Source organism: Flavobacterium luteum (assembly GCF_008806775.1).
Lineage (GTDB): Bacteria > Bacteroidota > Bacteroidia > Flavobacteriales > Flavobacteriaceae > Flavobacterium > Flavobacterium luteum.
Window position 1 is genome coordinate 71,466 of the sequence record NZ_WAEM01000009.1, and the last position, 19,971, is coordinate 91,436.

Annotated in this window: 13 protein-coding genes and 1 riboswitch; of the genes, 1 reads left to right on the top strand and 12 read right to left on the bottom strand. The window is 34.0% G+C overall.

The genetic code is table 11. The annotated features are described in order from the left end of the window. Nucleotides 1–12: 12 nt before the first annotated feature. From F6464_RS13240 to F6464_RS13285, 10 genes are all read right to left on the bottom strand, one after another. Nucleotides 13–1,257, bottom strand: coding sequence for a sulfate adenylyltransferase subunit 1 (locus F6464_RS13240; RefSeq protein WP_151108431.1), 1,245 nt, complete (start codon nucleotides 1,255–1,257; stop codon nucleotides 13–15). A 103-nt stretch (nucleotides 1,258–1,360) separates the two neighbouring features. Continuing rightward, nucleotides 1,361–2,260 carry a sulfate adenylyltransferase subunit CysD gene (gene cysD / locus F6464_RS13245; RefSeq protein ID WP_151108432.1) on the bottom strand — a complete coding sequence of 300 codons (900 nt, stop codon included), beginning with the start codon at nucleotides 2,258–2,260 and terminating at the stop codon, nucleotides 1,361–1,363. A gap of 108 nt (nucleotides 2,261–2,368) precedes the next feature. Next, nucleotides 2,369–3,070 carry a phosphoadenylyl-sulfate reductase gene (locus F6464_RS13250; RefSeq protein ID WP_151108433.1) on the bottom strand — a complete coding sequence of 234 codons (702 nt, stop codon included), beginning with the start codon at nucleotides 3,068–3,070 and terminating at the stop codon, nucleotides 2,369–2,371. Further along, nucleotides 3,070–3,972, bottom strand: a complete 903-nt coding sequence (locus F6464_RS13255) for a sulfite exporter TauE/SafE family protein (RefSeq protein ID WP_151108434.1) — start codon at nucleotides 3,970–3,972, stop codon at nucleotides 3,070–3,072. The genes F6464_RS13250 and F6464_RS13255 overlap by 1 nt, the downstream gene beginning before the upstream one ends. Before the next feature lie 105 nt (nucleotides 3,973–4,077). Next, on the bottom strand, nucleotides 4,078–4,488 hold the full coding sequence (locus F6464_RS13260) for an RrF2 family transcriptional regulator (RefSeq protein WP_151108435.1): 411 nt from the start codon (nucleotides 4,486–4,488) through the stop codon (nucleotides 4,078–4,080). Nucleotides 4,489–4,534: 46 nt separating this feature from the next. After that, a complete protein-coding gene (locus F6464_RS13265) occupies nucleotides 4,535–5,707 on the bottom strand; it encodes a trans-sulfuration enzyme family protein (RefSeq protein WP_151108436.1) in 1,173 nt (390 codons plus the stop codon). Between the two features lie 80 nt (nucleotides 5,708–5,787). After that, a complete protein-coding gene (locus F6464_RS13270; protein WP_151108437.1) occupies nucleotides 5,788–6,219 on the bottom strand; it encodes an OsmC family protein in 432 nt (143 codons plus the stop codon). A 55-nt stretch (nucleotides 6,220–6,274) separates the two neighbouring features. Beyond that, the gene (thrA, locus tag F6464_RS13275; RefSeq protein WP_151108438.1) at nucleotides 6,275–9,667 is read right to left on the bottom strand and encodes a bifunctional aspartate kinase/homoserine dehydrogenase I; all 3,393 of its coding nucleotides are present in this window, start codon (nucleotides 9,665–9,667) and stop codon (nucleotides 6,275–6,277) included. Between the two features lie 78 nt (nucleotides 9,668–9,745). Continuing rightward, nucleotides 9,746–9,851: riboswitch (SAM riboswitch) on the bottom strand. A gap of 159 nt (nucleotides 9,852–10,010) precedes the next feature. Continuing rightward, entirely contained in the window at nucleotides 10,011–10,214 is a 204-nt protein-coding gene (locus F6464_RS13280) for a hypothetical protein (RefSeq protein ID WP_151108439.1), read from the bottom strand. 67 nt (nucleotides 10,215–10,281) lie between these two features. Then, a complete protein-coding gene (locus F6464_RS13285) occupies nucleotides 10,282–11,562 on the bottom strand; it encodes an O-acetylhomoserine aminocarboxypropyltransferase/cysteine synthase family protein (RefSeq protein ID WP_151108440.1) in 1,281 nt (426 codons plus the stop codon). A 700-nt stretch (nucleotides 11,563–12,262) separates the two neighbouring features. On the opposite strand from F6464_RS13285, the gene metK reads away from it, so the two are divergent. Then, nucleotides 12,263–13,513 (top strand): methionine adenosyltransferase, encoded by a 1,251-nt coding sequence (metK, locus tag F6464_RS13290; RefSeq protein WP_151108441.1) that lies wholly within the window; start codon nucleotides 12,263–12,265, stop codon nucleotides 13,511–13,513. 103 nt (nucleotides 13,514–13,616) lie between these two features. Here metK and F6464_RS13295 read toward each other — a convergent pair whose 3' ends face one another. Together F6464_RS13295 and F6464_RS13300 are read right to left on the bottom strand one after the other, a co-directional pair. After that, the gene (locus tag F6464_RS13295) at nucleotides 13,617–13,970 is read right to left on the bottom strand and encodes a hypothetical protein (RefSeq protein ID WP_151108442.1); all 354 of its coding nucleotides are present in this window, start codon (nucleotides 13,968–13,970) and stop codon (nucleotides 13,617–13,619) included. 267 nt (nucleotides 13,971–14,237) lie between these two features. Further along, a partial coding sequence (locus F6464_RS13300; protein ID WP_151108443.1) for a T9SS sorting signal type C domain-containing protein occupies nucleotides 14,238–19,971 on the bottom strand: 5,734 nt, incomplete at its 5' end.

Here is a 19,971-nt window from a genome sequence, read left to right on the forward strand (position 1 = left end):
ACAAACTAATAACTATTTTATAAATCCTACTCCTGCCGTTGTATTTGTTGCAGCATCAATTAATATAAATGCTCCATTTGATTTGTTATCGGTATAAGCATCAAAATAAATGGCTTTGCTTAATTTAATTGTTACTTCTCCAATTTCGTTAATTGCCAATTGAGAGGCTGGAGTTGTTCCTGAATAATCGGTAGCAATAACATTTTTTACGCTATCAATTTTGGCCAAAACCCTATTAGTGTTGTGTTGAACAAAATACTTTGCTCCTGCCACTAATTTTTTGCTATCCATCCAACAAACAGTTGTTGTGATGTCTTTTTCTACTTTTGGAAGTTCGGTTGATTTTACAATCATATCGCCTCTTGTCACATTGATATCGTTTTCTAATTCAATGGTGATTGAAGAACCAGCTGTAGCTTCATCAAATTGCTTGTCAAAAAAGTGAATTTTTGTCACTTTAGATTCTGTTAATGAAGGAAGAACTGTCACCGCATCACCAACTTTGATGTTATTTCCGTATAATTTTCCAGCATATCCTCTAAAATCATGATATTCTTCTGTTTTTGGACGAATAACGGTTTGAACAGGAAAACGTGCAATTCCGTTTTCGTAAATATCATTTGGTTCAAGATTTTCTAAATGTTCTAAAACCGTTTGCCCAGTGTACCATGGCATATTCTCAGACTTATCAGCAACATTTCCACCATTAATAGCACTTAGCGGAATGTAACTTACGTTTTGTTCCTTGAAAGCGCTTTTTGCATTTAAAGCTTGGAAATCTGTTTTGATTTTATTGAAAACTTCTTCTGAATAATCAACTAAATCCATTTTATTAATGGCTACAATCACATCTTTTACTCTTAATAAATTATTGATAAAAAAGTGACGGTACGTTTGCTCAATTACTCCTTTACGCGCATCGATTAAAATGATAGATACTTGTGAAGTCGAAGCTCCTGTAACCATGTTACGTGTATACTCTACGTGACCTGGAGTATCTGCAATGATGTAACTTTTTTTGGCAGTCGAAAAATAGATATGTGCTACATCTATAGTGATTCCTTGCTCCCTCTCAGCAACTAAACCATCGGTAGCTAAAGAAAAATCAAGATAATCATATCCTTTTTGTTTGCTGCTTTTTTCTATTGCTTCAATCTTATCGGTAGTCAAGGATTTTGTATCATACAATAATCTTCCGATTAAAGTACTTTTTCCATCATCTACACTTCCTGCTGTTGCTATTTTTAAAACTTCCATCCTAATTTTTTGTTTAAAGTTTAAAAGTTTAAGGTTTTGAAAACTTCACTTATAAACTTCTTATGTTTTTATACTTACTTCTTAAATTTCTAAAAATTAAATTCTAAAAATAACCTTGTTGTTTTCTTTTCTCCATTGCAGCTTCAGAACGTTTATCATCGATTCTTGCTCCTCTTTCAGAAATTGTCGAAGAACGAATTTCTCCGACTACTTCTTGAATTGTTGCCGCATAGGAATCAACGGCAGCTGTACAACTCATATCGCCAACAGTTCTAAAACGAACAATTCTTTCTTCGATTTGTTCATCTTCTTCTTGGTATACAAAAGGAGAATGTGACCAAATCATACCGTCTCTAATGAACACTTTACGTTTGTGAGAAAAATATATTGATGGAATTTCAATTTGTTCTTGTTCTATATAGCTCCAAACGTCTAATTCTGTCCAGTTCGAAATTGGGAAAACGCGAACATTTTGACCATTTTCAATTTTTCCGTTCAATAAATCAAATAATTCAGGGCGTTGATTTTTTTCATCCCACTGACCGAAATCATCACGAACAGAAAAAATACGTTCTTTAGCTCTTGCTTTCTCTTCATCACGACGAGCTCCTCCTATACAAGCATCAAATTTAAATTCTTCAATAGCATCTAATAAAGTAGTCGTTTGAAGTGTATTTCTACTAGAATACTTTCCTGTTTCTTCAACTACTTTTCCTTCATCTATAGCATCTTGCACATTACGAACAATCAATTCTAATCCTAATTCAGCTACTAATTTGTCTCTGAATTCGATTGTTTCAGGGAAATTATGACCTGTATCAACATGCAACAGAGGAAATGGGATTTTTGCAGGAAAAAATGCTTTTTGTGCCAAACGCACCAAAGTTATTGAATCTTTTCCACCAGAAAATAGCAATACAGGTTTGTCAAATTGAGAAATCACTTCTCTGAATATGTAAATTGCTTCGCTTTCTAAAGCATTTGTTTTTAATATTGAACTCATTTTTTAAGTTTAAAAGTTTAAAAGTTTAAAAGTTTAAGGTTGTGACCTTGACTAAAATCTCTTAACTATTATTATTTTTTCTTTTCTCTTTATTCTAACTTCTTTCTCCTATTTTTGGTGTAAACCACATTCTTTATGGCTAGATTCCCAAGACCATCTCCCTGCTCTAATGTCTTCTCCTTCGGCAATAGCTCTGGTACAAGGTGCACAACCTATACTTACAAATCCTTTTTTGTGTAAAGTGTTTTGCGGCACATTATTGTCATCAATATATTTTTGAACTTCGGCTAAAGTCCATTTCAATAACGGGTTGAATTTTATGATATTGAAATGAGCATCATATTCAAAAGTTGCCAAATCATTTCTGTTTTCCGATTGCTCTGCACGAAGTCCTGTAATCCAGATTTCATTTCCTTTTAAGGCCTTTGTTAATGGAACTACTTTGCGGATAAAACAACATTCTTTTCTGTTCTCTACCGATTCGTAAAAGCTGTTTGGTCCTTTTGTATTTAGCAACTTTTCTACATCAGTTGTTTCTGGAAAATAGGTTTTAATACCTACTTTATACTTTTTTTCTGTTTTATGAAAAACATCGTAGGTTTCTTGAAACAATCTTCCCGTATCTAATGTAAAAACAGTAATTGGTAAATTATTTTTAGCAATTAAAGCTGTAATCACTTGGTCTTCTTGCCCGAAAGAAGTCGAAAAAACGACTTTGCCTTTGTACTCATTAGCTAAAAAAGATAATGTTTCCTCTATAGAGAAATTCTTTGTTTTATCTAATAAATTATTGACTATAGCTGTACTCATTATACTAATTTAGATAAGGTTCTTAAACTTAATATGATAATTAATATACCTACTACTATCATCATTGGTTTTCTTTGAATTTTATTTACAAGATAAGCAGCAAGTGGAGCCGCAATTACTCCTCCTAAAATTAAACCAATAATTACCTGCCAACCACTAATTCCTCCAAAAAGCATGAAGGTGATTCCACTAGCAAAAGAAACCGCAAATTCAGCAGCATTTACTGACCCAATTGTATATCGAGGATTTCTACCTCGTCCCAACAAAGTTGAGGTAACAATTGGCCCCCAACCTCCACCTCCTACAGCATCCATAAAGCCTCCAAAAGAAGCTAAAATCCCCAAACGTTTCGTTTTCTTTTTTACAATATTTTTTTGAATCGCTTTTCTAATAATTATGAAAGCTAAAATTATCATATATACTGCAATAAATGGTTTAATAACATCGCCATCAATCACATCGGACAACAAATAAGCTCCTGTGATAGAACCTAAAACACCAGGAATTAATAAATGACGAACTAATTTTTTATTAATATTTCCAAAACGATGATGCGAAATTGCAGACGCTCCAGTTGTAAACATCTCAGCAACATGCACTCCTGTACTACTAACTACTGGAGGAACACCGTATGCTAATAAAAATGAGGTTGAAGTTGCTCCATAACCCATTCCTAAAGTACCATCGACTAATTGAGCAAAAACACCAATACAGAAAAAAATTAAAAATTCTTGATTGAAACCAGCTAAGAATCCCGCCCATGAAAAATCAGCATAATGATTATAAATTAAAATTGAGATTAATCCTATTATTAAAAATACTGGAATAATAACCCATAATTTCTTGGCAAAATCACTATTCTGAATAGCCCCTACAGAATTATTTACAAATCGTTTAATCATAATTATAATTTTTATTAAAATCTACTACCCTATCGGTTTTGTAGATTAAAGTGCAAAATTAGTACTTTTTTATAAACTACAAAATTTTAAACCACAAATTGTTTGTTAAAAAGCAATATCGGCAAGAGTATTGTTTTCGAGAATTTTTAAGGTATTATCTCTAACTTCAATCATGAGTTTGCGGACGGCACAAGTAGCTTCGTCTGTACAATCGTCACATTTTTCATAAAAATTATGACTGGCACAAGGCAACAAAGCAATTGGTCCTTCAAGGATTCGGTATACAATTGCCATATTGATTTCTTTAGGATCTTTTATTAAATAATAGCCGCCTCCTTTACCTTTTTTAGCTCCTAAAAATCCCGAATGGCGCAAAAGTAATAAAATACTCTCTAAAAACTTTAATGAAATATGTTCTTCCTTTGCTATTTCAGCAATTTGAACTGGAGTTTGATTTTCTTGGCGTGCCAAAAAAGTCAATGCTTTTATTCCGTATTTTGTTTTCTTTGAAAGCATTTAATTTTTTAGATTTAAAAATTTCTAAATTCAAATGTCGTAATTTTTAATTTAAAGCTTGCTCTAAATCAGCAATAACATCTTTTACAGTTTCTAAACCGACTGAAATTCTCACTAAACCATCGGTAATGCTTACTGCCAATCTTTCTTCAACAGATAACTTACTATGCGTTGTAGAGGCTGGATGTGTAACAATTGTTCTTGTATCACCTAAATTTGCTGAAAGCGAACATAATTTTATGTTATTCAAGAATTTTCTTCCAGCTTCAATTCCGCCTTTGATCTCAAAAGCAACAATATTTCCTCCCAAAATCATTTGCTTTTTGGCAATTTCATATTGTGGATGCGATTTCAAAAACGGATATTTTACAGTATTAACATTAGGATGTGATTCTAAAAACTCGGCAACTTTCAAAGCATTCTCACAATGTCTATCTAAACGAACCGCTAAAGTTTCTAAACTTTTAGATAAAACCCATGCATTAAATGGTGATAAAGCTGGCCCAGTATTTCTTGAAAACAAATATATTTCACGAATTAAATCTTCTCTACCTACAGTAACTCCTCCTAAAACACGACCTTGACCGTCAATTAATTTTGTGGCGGAATGAATTACTAAATGCGCTCCAAATTTTATTGGTTGCTGAATGTAGGGTGTTGCAAAACAATTATCGATAATTAAAATGAGATTGTGTTTTTTAGCAATTGCTCCCAGTAATTCTAAATCGATAATATCAATGGCTGGATTTGTAGGCGATTCCGCATACAAAATTTTAGTATTGGGTTGAATACAACTTTCAATAGTTTCGGGTTTATTGATATCGAAATAAGTGGTTTGAATATTCCATTTTGGAAAATAATTTACAAATAAAGCATGAGTCGAACCAAAAACACTTCCCGCAGAAACAATATGATCACCAGCGTTTAGTAAAGCCGCAAAAGTAGAATATACCGCAGCCATTCCTGTTGCAAAAGCATAACCTGCTTCTGCTCCTTCCATTTTGCAAATTTTATCTACAAATTCAGTAGTATTTGGATTGCTAAAACGGCTGTAAATGTTGCGCTCTTTCTCTTCGGTAAAAGAAGCTCGCATATCTTCGGCATCTTCAAATACAAAACTTGATGTTAAATATAAAGGCACTGAGTGTTCTTGAAATTGTGTTCTTTCTAATTGTGTTCGTATGGCTTGGGTTTCAAAACCGTATTCTGAATCGTTCATTTTTTTTGCTTTTACCTATTGGCTTTTAGCTAATGCCTAAGGCTTGTTATTATTGTATATATTACTAGATAAGTGTATTGCTACTTGCTAAGAGTTTCTCCATTCAAAACTACTTTATAATGTATAGTTGCTGTTGGTTCTAAAGTTTTAGAAACTGAACAATATTTTTCAAATGACAGTTGTGCCGCTCTAGCAGCTTTATCTTCTTTAATTGCTCCTTCAAGCGAAAAGACTACATAAATATCTTTGAATGGTTTTGCTTCTCCTACTTGAACACGAACTCCTTCTACATCAGCTTTGAATGATGTAATCTCTTGACGTTGTTTTTTCAAAATTGAAATCATATCAATAGCGCTACAGCCTGCAACACCCATTAATACTAATTCCATTGGACTTGGCCCCATATCATTTCCACCAAAATCAGGTCTAGCATCTACATTTACTATATGTCCTCGATCGTTTTTTAGTTCGAAGTGAAAGTTATCGTTCACTCTGTTTAATGTAATTTTCATTTTATATTTAATTTAAATCTGAAATCAAAAGTCTCAATTCTACAATCTTAAATCCCTACCCTTTATCGGATAATCTTAAAATATCGCCAAAAACACCACGTGCTGTAACTGCAGAACCTGCTCCTGCTCCTTGAATGACTATTGGCCTGTCACCATAAGATTCTGTGTAAATTTCGAAGAATGAATCAGAACCCTTTAATCCGCCCAGAGCAGTATCTGATGGCACTGAAACTAATTTTACTTCAAGATTTCCTTTCTCGTTTTGCAAATTACCTGATAATTCGCCAATATATCTCAAGACGTGATTTGGTTTTTGTTCTGCTTTTATTTTGTTATAAATTGTATCAAACTCTGTCAATTTATTTAGAAAATCTGTTACATTTCCTTTACGCAAATGCTCTGGAATTAAATTTTGAATATTTATTTCTTCAAACTCATTTTGCAAATCTAATTCTCTTGCCAAAATCAATAATTTTCTACCTACATCGTTGCCACAAAGGTCTTCTCTGGGGTCGGGTTCGGTGTAGCCATTATCAATTGCTTCTTTCAAAATTTCGCTAAATGGAATATCTTTAGCTGAAAAATTATTAAATAAATAACTTAAAGTACCTGAGAAAACACCTTTAATTTTTGTTATGTTTTCACCTGAAAGATGCAATAATTTTATAGTATCAATTAATGGCAATCCAGCACCAACATTTGTCTCATAGAGATATGTTTTTTGATTTTCTTCTAACACTTTTCGTAATTTTTTGTAAAAAGCATAACTCAAGGTGTTTGCAACTTTATTAGAGGAAACCAAATCGAAACTATTCTCTACCAACTTGAAGTAATTCTCCACAAAACTAGCACTTGCAGTGTTATCAATTGCAATTAAATTCTCCAAATTATGTTCATTTGCAAAAGCTATAACGTCGTTAATTGTATAAGAACTTCCGTTGGTTTGGATTTCATTTCTCCAATTAGGCGAAACTCCATTTTTATTTAACAAAAGGCTTTTAGAATTCGCAATAGCAAAAACATTCAATTTAATTCCTTTTCTTTTTTCTATAGCACCAGCCGATTCTAAAAGTTGATTGATTAGCGTTCCGCCTACTAATCCGTGACCGAAAATGGCAATATTTATTTTTTTAGAAACACCAAAAATCTCTCCGTGAATTACATTCAACGCTTTGTTAAGTTCTGATTTTTTTACTACTAAACTCACGTTCTTTCCAGTAACCGTATTGTTGAAAAGTATTGGAATAATTTTGTTTTTGATAAGCGCTGTATAAGGCTTATGAAAAGTACTCAAATCCTGTCCAATAATCGAAATTACTGCTACATTATCAGTTACGGTTATTTTATTGACATCTTTAGAATAAAAATCATTTTCGAATTCTTTTTCTAACTCAATCATGGCTTTAGTAGCCTTATCAGCAGACACAACCAGACCAATTCCTCGCTCTGATGAGCCTTGCGAAATAATACTTACACTTATATTATGGTCGCCCATAACTTTAAAAATACGAGCATCAACTCCTGTTTTTCCCAGTAATCCTCTTCCTTCAAGATTAACTAACGAAACATTATCTAAAACCGAAAGTGATTTAATTCCTTCTTTATTTGAATTTGATGTGATTAAAGTGCCATCATTATCATTGTTAAAAGTATTTAAAATTCGTAAAGGAATATTTTTCTCTAATAAAGGAATAATCGTTTTGGCATGTAAAATCGTTGCTCCAAAATTGGCTAATTCGTTGGCTTCATTAAAAGATAAATGATCTATTTTTTTCGCGTCTAAAACTAAATCTGGATTAGCAGTATAAATGCCATCAACATGCGTATAATTTTGAAGCTCCGATGCATTTAGGTAATTGGCTATTAACGAAGCAGTATAATTGCTTCCATTTTTTCCTAAAGTAGTGGTTTCGCTTTTATTATTTGAACCTATAAAACCTGTAATTATGTTAACCGAATCTTTATTCTCTTTAAAATACTGAACAATATTTTTCTTTGAAACTTGCTCTAAAGGTTGAGCGTCGCCAAACTTTGAATCGGTTATTATAAGACCTCTAGTATCGGTAAAGTTAGCATTAATCCCTTTTTTTATTAAAACTGCAGTAATTAATTTGGCAGCTAATAATTCGCCTTGCGATAACACTTGATCTTTTATTTTATCGCTATAATCACCAATCAAACTTACTCCTTCAAAAAGTTTATCTAATTTTTCGAATTCTTCAGACAAATCCACATCTCTGTATTCCTCTTGTTGGTATTCTTTAAAACTTTGTAATAAAGGTTTGTAGTTTCCGTTTTTAGCAGCTATTGTTAAAATATCTTCTAATTCATCAGTTGCATTCCCTCTTGCAGAAACAACTACAGCAATATTTTCTCCTTTATTTTTCTTGTCAATAATTATATCTAAAACTTTGTTTATTCCTTCCCCATTTGCTAATGACTTGCCTCCGAATTTCAATATTTTCATTTGTTTGTCTTTTTTATTTTTAAAAACAACTTCTAATAAATTGTCTAGTTGATCATATTCCATTAAAAAGGCGTCATGACCGTGTTGTGAGTCTATTTCGCTATAAAACACATTTTCTTTAAACTTTTTAATTTCTTGATAGGTTTCTCTATTTTCATTAGCTGTAAAAAAGAGATCTGAATTGATTCCGATGATATAAATAGTAGCATCTACTTCAGTGATTATCGATTCAAAAGAGATTCTGTTTCGAGTAATATCAATGGTTTTAAGCAATTGATTCATCATTTTATAGGCTGAGAGTTGAAATCTTTTTTGCAACTTTTCACCATGATGATTCAACCAACTTTCTACTTTAAACGTTTCAAGCTGATCGCTGGTATTTCGCTGAAATTTTTCTTTAAAAGATTCAGGAGTTCTATAACATAACATAGCGTGAATTCTAGCATCTTCAATTGGCTTACGCGAATTGTTGAGGATTTGTTCTTGCAAATAGCAATTAGCAATTAACCAATCTGTCGATTTCCAATCGGTTGCTATAGGAATTAAATTCTCAGTTATTTTGGGTGCTAGTGCTACCATTTCCCAAGCAATTCCTCCACCAACCGAACCACCTATAAGGGCAAACAATCGCTTTACATCTAAATATCGAAGTCCTTCAAGAAACATTCTGGCAATATCTCGAGTATTAAAATCTAAATAATTATCAATTATATGACCATCAAAACCATTTCCTGGCACATCAAATGATACAATAGTATATTTACGAATATCTATGGTTTTGTCAATTCCTATCAAATCATTCCACCAACCGTTTTCACCTACTACTTGTGAATTTCCAGTTAATGCATGATTTACAACTATTATAGGTGCCGAATTTAGCTCAGGTCCAAATATTTGATAACTTAGATTTATTACAGGACAAAGCACTCCACTTTCTGTGACAAAATTTTGTAAAACTATATTTTTCGGTTTATGATCCAATTTCAAATCTTTATTGTTTGATGATTTGTATTTGGAAATATTAGAAAGAAAGTTCGAATTGAATTAGAAGACTCCTTGTTGTTATCTGTCCATATAAGTATGGTAGAATGCAGCACCTTCTTCGTTAACCGAAGGGTTGCTAAGGCTTCATCGGGTCTAATCCCTCTGCCTTTCTTTATAACATTTCAATACGATAATGAACTTAACGATGCAAATTTAGCACTATTTTTTTAATAAGCAAGTACTCTAAATTTGTTTTTAAATAAAATTACAAAACAGATTAAAAAAAAGGTTACTTATATCTTTAATTTAATCCGTCTTGTAATTTGTACTTTAATTCAAATTAAATGAACAATGTGTCATTTTCTTTTGAATACAATTGAAACAACCTTGAATTAGTTATTCTACTTGATTTTGAAATTTCTTTCAAATTAATTCCAAATCTCGAATTTGTTAATTCTAGGTTAGTTTGATTTGCTTTTTTTGACTTACTATTCCAACATGTAAGAAACTGAATTGCTTTTGAAAAATATTTTAGTGTTTTCATGATGTCTATTTTTATTAATGATAAAACATATTGAATTCAGTTTCTCTAAGTTCAAATATGCTGTTATTTATGCTTTTAAATTATCGAAAACTGCTTTCAAATCTTCTTTTAAATCTTCTATATCTTCTAAACCAACTGAAAGTCTAATCAAATCTTTCGTAACTCCTGTAGCGACTTGTTCGTCATCGGACAATTGCTGGTGGGTTGTACTTGCAGGATGAATAATTAGTGATTTTGTATCCCCTATATTAGCTAAAAGAGAGAATAATTTAGTTTCGTCGGCTACTTTTTTGGCGGCTTCAAAACCTCCTTTTAAACCAAAAGTAAGCAATCCGTTTTGTCCTTTTGGCAAATATTCTTTTGCTAATTCATAGTACTTACTCGATTGTAAACCAGGGTAATTAACCCAAGAAACAACATCTTGTTTTTCCAGCCATTTTGCTAACTCAAGTCCATTTTCACTATGTTTTTGAACCCTAACTGGCAACGTTTCTAATCCTTGAATAATTTGAAAGGCATTAAATGGGCTCAAAGCAGCACCATAATCACGTAATCCTTCAATTCTAACTTTGGCTATAAATGCGGCATTACCTAATGCTTGATGGTAAACCAAACCATGGTATCCAGCAGATGGCTCTGTAAATTCAGGAAATCTTCCGCTACTCCAATCAAATGTTCCTGCATCAATAATTGCTCCCCCTAATGAAGTTCCATTGCCTGAAATATATTTTGTCAAAGAATGAATGACAATATTGGCACCAAATTCAATTGGATTTAACAAATAGGGAGAGGGAACCGTATTATCAACAATAAATGGCACTTTAAAAGCCTTAGCTTCAGCTGAAATAGCTTTTAAATCTAAAACATCTAATTTTGGATTTCCTAAAGATTCTGCAAAGAAAACTTTTGTGTTTTCTTTTGCCGCTTTTGTAAAATTTGCTGCGTCAGATGCATCAATAAAAGTGGTTGTAATTCCTAATCTTGGCAACGTTACATTCAACAAATTATAGGTTCCACCATATAAACTACTAGAAGCCACAATATGATCACCTGCTTTAAGCAATACCAACAAGGAAGTTGCAATTGCAGCAGTGCCAGATGCAGTAACTACAGCTGCTATTCCTCCTTCAAGCGAAGCAAGACGTTGCTCTAAAATATCATTGGTAGGATTGTTTAGTCTTGTGTATATAAAACCCGCTTCGGCAAGACCAAATAATTTGGCTGCATGTTCTGAATTGTTAAAAACATAAGATGATGTTTGATAAATAGGAACGGCTCTAGTTCCAGCAGTTTTGGTAACATCGTGTCCAGCATGTAAAGCATTTGTTGCAAATTTTGTTGTACTCATGATTATTTTTTATTTATGTTTAATTTTGTTTTTAATTTTAAAAACTAAAACCCCTTTTAGATTGGAATCCAAAAGCGATATTAGCTGAAAACCTTTTCTTTTGGAATTAACACACGTAATTTTACATTGTCCTACTAATACATATCATTGATTTGACAGTAGAAGAATTTATTTGTTTCTGTTTTAAGGCATTCATTTTTAAATAGTGTCTTTTGAATAAAATCTAAAAAAGCCTCCGAATTTTCGGGAGGCTTTTGCTATTTGTTTTTTAAAATTTAAGCAATAGTCTACCCTCAAGATATCTCCTGAATGGCTTTCGACGTATAACATATATTTGAATTCATTTGTTTTTTTTATGTTAAACAAATTTGCAAACTAATGTCTATCTATCCAAATTAAATTATAAAATTTAATAAAGTTATAACATTGTTTTAAAGCAATTCGTTTTACAAACAAATCATTTGTACTTAATTTTAACATCAAAAATCTGTAAAGAATAATTTGCAATTCAAAATGGTTTCATACATTTGCACCCGAATACAAGAGGAAAAATTTGAACTGATTGCAACCTCTTCATAATGAAAGGAATTCATTATGAGTACTGAAAAAATTTCAGTAGTAAAAATGCTAAAGCAGAAATTCTCCTTTAGTCCTTTTTAGCAATTTTTTTTCTCAATTAATTTTAAATACTATAATTATTATGGCTTATTTATTTACGTCTGAATCTGTAAGTGAAGGACATCCAGACAAAATTGCAGATCAAATTTCGGATGCATTAATTGATAACTTTCTAGCATTTGATGCTGACTCTAAAGTAGCGTGTGAAACTTTAGTTACAACTGGGCAAGTCATTTTGGCTGGGGAAGTAAAATCAAATACCTATTTAGATGTGCAACAAATTGCTCGTGATGTTATTCGTAAAATTGGATATACCAAAAGCGAATACATGTTCGAGGCTAATTCTTGTGGTATTCTTTCAGCGATTCACGAACAATCTGCAGATATTAACCAAGGAGTAGATCGAAAAAATCCAGAAGAGCAAGGTGCGGGTGACCAAGGAATGATGTTTGGCTATGCGACAAATGAAACCGAAAATTACATGCCACTGGCGCTTGATTTATCGCATAAATTATTGCAAGAATTAGCGATATTACGACGTGAAAATAAAGAAATTACCTATTTACGTCCAGATGCAAAATCACAGGTTACTTTAGAATACAGTGATGACAACGTTCCAACACGTATTGATGCCATTGTGATTTCTACTCAACATGACGATTTTGATGAAGAAGCTACTATGCTTGCTAAAATCAAAAAAGATATTGTTGAAATTTTGATTCCAAGAATCATTGCTAAAAATCCAAAACACGCTCATTTATTTAATGATAAAATTCAATACCACATTAACCCAACAGGAAAATTCGTAATCGGAGGCCCTCACGGAGACACTGGTTTAACTGGCAGAAAAATCATTGTAGATACTTATGGGGGAAAAGGTGCTCACGGTGGTGGTGCATTCTCAGGGAAAGACCCAAGTAAAGTAGACCGAAGTGCTGCGTATGCTACAAGACACATAGCAAAAAACTTAGTTGCGGCTGGTGTTGCTTCAGAAATATTGGTTCAAGTCTCATATGCTATTGGTGTTGCTAAACCAATGGGTATTTTTATTGACACCTACGGAACATCGAAAGTAGATTTAACAAATGGTGAAATCGCAAAAAAAGTAGAAGCTATTTTTGATATGCGCCCTTACTTTATTGAGCAACGTTTAAAATTAAGAAATCCTATTTATAGCGAAACTGCCGCTTACGGACATATGGGACGAACTCCAGAAATGGTAACTAAAACGTTCTCAGCTCCTGGCGGAAACGAAAAAACGGTAACGGTCGAATTATTTACTTGGGAAAAATTAGATTTTGTAGAACAGGTAAAAATTGCTTTTGGAATCTAATCTATACTTAAACTATTATGAAAATCCAGTTCTTTGATCTGGATTTTTTTTTGTTCTTTAAAGTAATTAAAAGTCCTTAAAATTCTTCTGTCTAAAAAAACTATTATGCTATTGTAGAACTATAGTTTGATGCTTTTTTCAAAAAAGCTTTAATCAACAAACGGTTTGGAGCAATTCCTGAATTAATCATTTGTTTTTTCTGGCTTGTTGCAGCATCTCCTGATTGATTTGCGTTTGGAGTTTGTTTTGTTCCCATGAACCAAGAAACAAAATTCATTGAAGTATTAGTAGTTACATTACTTTGTGTAGCAACAACTGTAGTTTCTGGTGTAACAACTTCATCTTTGTTTTGTCCTATCATTGTAAAACTAGATGCTACTAGCAAAACAAATAAAACAACCATTCTAATTCCTGAGAAAGAATTTTGAGTTGTGGTGTTTTGAGTTGCTGTTTTCATCTTTTTTGTTTTAGGTATTGTTTCGTTTCTAATACAAGTCAAAGATAGGCCAGCACTTAGCCTACTCCAATTATTTTCGTTGAAGTACTGCAATACTCGTTCAAGTTACAAAAACAGTAATTTTGGAGTATTTCGGCTAAAAAAGATGCACTTCATCGACTGTGTTTAGGCACTTCATCGGTGAAATACCTATCACTTTTTAGATTTTATGCATAAAAAAAGCCCTTTCGTGACCGAAAGGGCTTTTTAGAATAAAAAAGATACTTTTTAGTTGATTACTTTTTTGGTAACTACTGCATCAGTGTCTGAAGTGATTTTTACAATTAATACCTGTTGGGTAGTTCCTGCATACAGTTTAACTTGTGAGGCATTGATATTGGTTTTTGATGCCAACAAACGTCCTCGAATATCATAGATTTTTACATTTGACATTTGGACTGTACCTGTATTAATAACTACATCTTGATTCTGTTTATATACCACTACACTGTTTGGATTAAACTGTGAATCAATTGTGCTCAGTGGACTTTCATAAACCACTTCAAAACGATCGGTGAACGTTCCAGATTCTGATCCAAAAATATATGGTCCCGTTTTTAAGTTATGAATAACATTTGTCAATTTGTCTTTTATAAATACATCTTGTGTTCCAAACAAGCCATCAAATTGTTCGATTGTTATTGTATATTCATCTGCTGTTTCTATCTTGTATTGTAATGGGACTACATCTGAAATATCGAACTCTGGTCGTCCTTGAATTCTATATGGCGCTCCTTCTATACTACTACAAAAATAATCATTGTCAATAGAATCAAGTTCACCGTCAATTCCTGGATCTACTCCCAAGGTATACTCTGTTGAGTATCCTACTAACATTTGACTGTAGAAACCATTGTTGCTTGTTACTGTCAACTTATAAAGACTAGGATCACTAGTAATAGTCTTGCTGCCAGTTCTAAAGAATTGGTTGCTGTTATTAACACCTCTTCGCATTGCATTGGTAAATACTAAATTTGCAGCATTTGTAGCTTTTACAAAAAAGCCTTGGCCTACATTGATAACCCATGTATTTGCTGCATTATTTGCTGTGTTAAAATAATTGAAAGTATTGGTTGTTCCTCCTCCTGGTGCACTATTAGCAACATAGCCTAATTTTGTTAAAGTAGCATAACTCGTTTGAGTTTGATCATTCTTCTTTCTCCAAAAATAAAGTGTTCCCGTTATATTTGAAAGATTTGCATCTATAAAATTATGAACGTTTATTTGAGATGGATACGGATTTCCTGTTGCGTTAAAGCCATAACCTATAGTTGGTGTTCCTCCCATGCTCATTGGGAATGTTATTGTACCACTATTAGGCTTCCCTGTAAATACGCCATTATAAATAGCAGGTGTTGTTGAGGAGTAATCCTTAGGCACACGTATTAAATATCCTTTGGCTACTGTAAAGTTATTACTAGAAGCTATAGGACTATACTGATTGGTTGGAGTGTCATATACATAAAAACGATTCCCAAGGGTTCTAGGTGAAAATGCATACAAGTTTTGATTCTCAACTGGTGAGGACCACAATGTATAATCTAACAAGTACAAGGATGAACTATTTCGATTCACTTGTATACTTCCTGTATTTGGATTCGTAGTACCTCCCGTTTGAACTAAATTAGAATCATTCTGTAAAGTAAAGCTACTGCCATTCTCAACCGTCAAAGCACCACTCAAAGTAACTTTAAATGTTGAAGGGATAGTTACTATAGCATTGTTGTTTACCGTCAAGGTACAAGCCGTAATATTAGCAAATTGATTATAGTTCGATGTAACAACTGCTGTGCTGGTGTCTCCTGGTGTTCCACCTATCCAAGAAGTTCCATTCCAAGTAGAGGTACCGCCGATAGCTACAGTTTTCGCATCAGATGCCACAGAAGAACAAGCTTTAGAACTAGTAACAGACACCAAGGTATAGGTGGTGGCAGCTGTTGGTGATACTGTAATGTTAGCGCCACTAGTATAACTATTAACCGTAACATTAGTTGCCAAAACACTATCATTATATACTACTGTATATGGCCCAACGGTATAAGGACTATCACCTCCTCCTATGGCAACTTGCAAATTGGCACTAGTATTAGCACAAATAGTAGCTGCAGAAGTAGTAAGTGCGCTTGTCATGGCTGGCGGAGTATAAACCGTAAAATCCCCAAAAGCACTTAAACCAGTTTTAGAAATAATTCTACTGGTTTGATCTACATCATCCATACAATACCAATCAGATGATAAATAGCGACCTCCAAAATAATTTGCAACTGTTCCATTCTCATCAGCAGCTAAATAAGTAAACGAAGCTGTACATGATGGACTAGCGATTGTTGAGGTTACCGGCCAATAACGAGTTATATAATCTGTTATACCAACATTAATATTTGGATGTTTGGCATCTTGAACTCTTACTCCAACATATCCTGACGGACTTCCTGAGAAAGCTAAAGTAGCAGGACTGTATTCTGCAGTACCCACATTATCTCCTATTGGGAAAGTAAAAGAACCCGCAGCTGAAAACGTTTTTCTCAACTCACCAGTACCACTGGCTATAATCATTTTTGTAGCATCAGGTGATGTAACAGCAATAGAGCCTGATCCTCCAATAGTCATATTGGCTGAACCTAAATTTAGGGTTCCTGCTGTCAAGGTAGCAGTATTAGAAATAGCTACATCACTACCTAAGTTAAATCCAGCTGTTGGATAGGTTGGCGCAGAAATGGTTCTATTAAGAGTTAAGTATTTCAAATTATTGGTAACTCCTGGGGTTGAATTGTCAAAATTAATCGTTCCAATTTCTCCAATACCCAAAATGGATAATTCAGAATCATTAGTTCCTCCTTTAAACTTTCCGTCTCCAATAACGGTATTATAAACCCCTGAGGTACCCACTGTTAATTTAAAACCATTCAAATCGATGATGTCAGTAGCAGCATAAAAAACAACTGCACTACCTCCTTGAGGACCACCTATTAATAATTCTTTATTTAAAAGAACTGGATTGGTACTGCCGCTTTTGGCAACAACCACATAATCTATATTTAGTGTACCAGGAGCAGAACCTCTAACATCTTGTATACCTGACCCCGTAAAGAAAACGGCTCTTTGATTACTAACAAAAGAAGCATCATCTTGAAAATCAGCAGTTACTTCCAAATCTCCACCATAATTTCCATTAAAAGGAGGAGTAGCATTTAAATCTCCTGATAAAGCTGTAGTCGATTTTCTTCCCTCAGTTGTTGTGTCTCCATTGAAAAAATTAGTACATTTTAATCGAGTATTGGTATCTCCTTTTAATTCTATTCTTCCTTTGTTAATAATATCTCCGCCTATCTCAACACCAACTCCAGTTGTTCCAGAGACTATTGCTGGACTAGCAGTATACAAATCGGTAATACGAAATTTACTACAGTTGGCGCAGCCCAAAGTCCCTGATGTAGCTGCTCCTAAAATAGTTAAATCTCCTGCTATTTTTCTAAAGGTATCACTACCATTAGCTACTTCAAGAGTAGTTTGATTTTGTACAATCACATCGTTTGGATATCCCGCTCCACTGGTAGCGTTCCATTCCAAATCTCTATTTCGGGTTCCTCCACTGTTGTAAATCAAGGTAGAAGTAGTACTATAAATTGGTGGGTTGGTATTTACAAAACAGCTAGTATTACTGTTTATAGACAATATACCATTTAAAGTGGTTATTGGCGTACCTCCTGATAGTCCAAAATCAAGATTACCGTTGGTATTTAAATTCACTGTAACCGTAGCTCCTAGACTTAGAAATCCTGTACCGCTATTGTTACCAATAAATTTATATTGATTAATTTCAATAGTCCCATTCGGTGAAGATAGTGATGAAATAATACTTCTAGCACCATTTACATAAATAGAACCTCCACTATTATTAAGGGTCAATGACCTTCCATTCAAATCCAATCCTCCAACGTTATTCAATTGCAATACACGTCCTGTAGCAGTGTTTAAAGTAATATTTGTTGTGCTTTCAATCACAACATTACCACTTGTAGCTTTATCAATTATTAGGTAATCAAAAAACACGGTTCCTCCTCCAGTTTTTGTTACCGTTTGGTCTCCAGTAGCTGCTGTAAAGAATACTGCTTTTCCATTATTAGTTTGAACACCGTTGGCACCTACCGTCCAATTGCCTCTGGTTTTTACATCTCCTCCCAAACTCATCGTACCATTAATCAATACATCTCCTAGTACCGTTAATGTATTTGAAGTGGTATTCAGAGTATTATTTAAGTCAATGGTTAGATTTCCAGAACATTGGGCAACCGTGCTCAACATATTTAAGGTAGTAAAAGTGCCATTAGCTGAAATTTGAACGTTGACTGGATAACCAGCTCCTGAAGTTGCGGTAGTCCACTCCAGATTTCTATTATAAGGACCCCCTGTAGAATACTGTAATAAACTATTAAACAAATATGTTGGAGAATTAGTAGTAACTGCTCCATTGGTCGAGATTGTCAATCTTGTTTTAATAGAAACTGCGTTACTAAAAGAAACAGAGCCACTTAAATTGATATTATTAAATTCAACTGTTCCTATGATAGTCCCACTTCCAAAAAAGTTTACTGTTCCGTTACCAGGAACAAATGAAGCACTATTACTAAATGTCGAAGTAGTTGCTAATGTAAGTGAAGATGCATTTGACATGGTAAGTGTCCCTGAAGTAATGGTTAAATTTCTACAGTTTGCAGCAGTTGTTCCGCTAAACCCAATTTCAGGTGAATTAGTTGCTGATACAATTAATGCATCAGTAGATGAATTTGGCACAGCATTGCAACTCCAGTTAGTAGCATCATTCCAATCTTTGCTGGTTGTTCCTGTCCATGTGTTCGTTGCACTGACAGTAATTATAGCGTCAGTAAACGAAGCAGAACACGGAGAATTGCTTATTGTCCATCTTACTGTATATGATCCTGCTCCTCCTGCTGGTGTAAATACTGCAGTTGGATTACTTAAACTACTAAATTGACTTGTTAATATATTTGGTCCACTCACTACACTCCAAGCGCCTGTGCCAACTGAAGGAGTATTCCCTAATAAATTAGCAGTTCCTGTAAAACAAATGGTTTGAGCGGAAGAGTTGGTAGCAGTGGTTGGTGCTGCTGATACGTTTGCTGAACCACTTACATAAGTTGTTCCATTCCAAGCACCTAAAGTGCCATCCGATTTATAGCCTCCATAATACCAAGCACATCCGTTCAATCGATATCTAAAAGTAAAGTAATACGGTCCCGTACTTGGAGGAGTAAAATTATAAGTATACTCATCATTAGAGGGTTTATCACTTCCAAAAGTGGCATCTGCCCATGTCCATGAATTTAAAGTAACCGAAGGATCGTTATTAGTTGTATTATAACCAAATTGGGCTTGTATTCCGGTTCCACTTCCCGTGGTAATATTAGTTAATCCTGCTTTATAAACTTGTCCAAAAACGGTAAACGAACTTCCGTTACATACCTGTTGTGCACTCGGAGAAGCTGACCAATATTGCAAGTTAACTCCATCTATTGTTCCAGAAGTAACTGTAATCGTTGCATCGGCAAAAGAGCTACACGCGCCATTGGTTATGGTCCATCTCAAAATATACGAACCTCCTCCACCTGCAGGTGTAAAAATAGCGGCTGGTAAAGCTGTGTTGTCAAACTGTGCCGAAGAGATACTTGGACCACTAACTACGCTCCAAGCACTTGTTCCCACTGAAGGAATATTTCCAGTTAAAGTAGCAGTACCTATAGAACAAATAGTTTGAGTAGAACCATTGGTTGCTGTGGTTGATATAGGGCTTATCGTTACTACATGAGTAGTAGTCGCTGGTCCATTACAACCTGCTGCACTTGCCGTGATGGTTGTCGTTCCGCTCCAGCCCGCTGCATAGGTAACAGCTCCTGTGGATGAATTTATACTATTGCCTGAAAAAGCTACCGTAGTAGCATCT

Bases quoted from the DNA above. Each gene is read 5' to 3' on its own strand.
- metK (WP_151108441.1), top strand. From the start codon at position 12,263: ATGGCTTATTTATTTACGTCTGAATCTGTAAGTGAAGGACATCCAGAC.
- F6464_RS13280 (WP_151108439.1), bottom strand. From the start codon at position 10,214: ATGAAAACACTAAAATATTTTTCAAAAGCAATTCAGTTTCTTACATGT.
- F6464_RS13250 (WP_151108433.1), bottom strand. From the start codon at position 3,070: ATGAGTACAGCTATAGTCAATAATTTATTAGATAAAACAAAGAATTTC.
- cysD (WP_151108432.1), bottom strand. From the start codon at position 2,260: ATGAGTTCAATATTAAAAACAAATGCTTTAGAAAGCGAAGCAATTTAC.
- F6464_RS13255 (WP_151108434.1), bottom strand. From the start codon at position 3,972: ATGATTAAACGATTTGTAAATAATTCTGTAGGGGCTATTCAGAATAGT.
- F6464_RS13265 (WP_151108436.1), bottom strand. From the start codon at position 5,707: ATGAACGATTCAGAATACGGTTTTGAAACCCAAGCCATACGAACACAA.
- F6464_RS13240 (WP_151108431.1), bottom strand. From the start codon at position 1,257: ATGGAAGTTTTAAAAATAGCAACAGCAGGAAGTGTAGATGATGGAAAA.
- F6464_RS13260 (WP_151108435.1), bottom strand. From the start codon at position 4,488: ATGCTTTCAAAGAAAACAAAATACGGAATAAAAGCATTGACTTTTTTG.
- F6464_RS13295 (WP_151108442.1), bottom strand. From the start codon at position 13,970: ATGAAAACAGCAACTCAAAACACCACAACTCAAAATTCTTTCTCAGGA.
- F6464_RS13270 (WP_151108437.1), bottom strand. From the start codon at position 6,219: ATGAAAATTACATTAAACAGAGTGAACGATAACTTTCACTTCGAACTA.
- F6464_RS13285 (WP_151108440.1), bottom strand. From the start codon at position 11,562: ATGAGTACAACAAAATTTGCAACAAATGCTTTACATGCTGGACACGAT.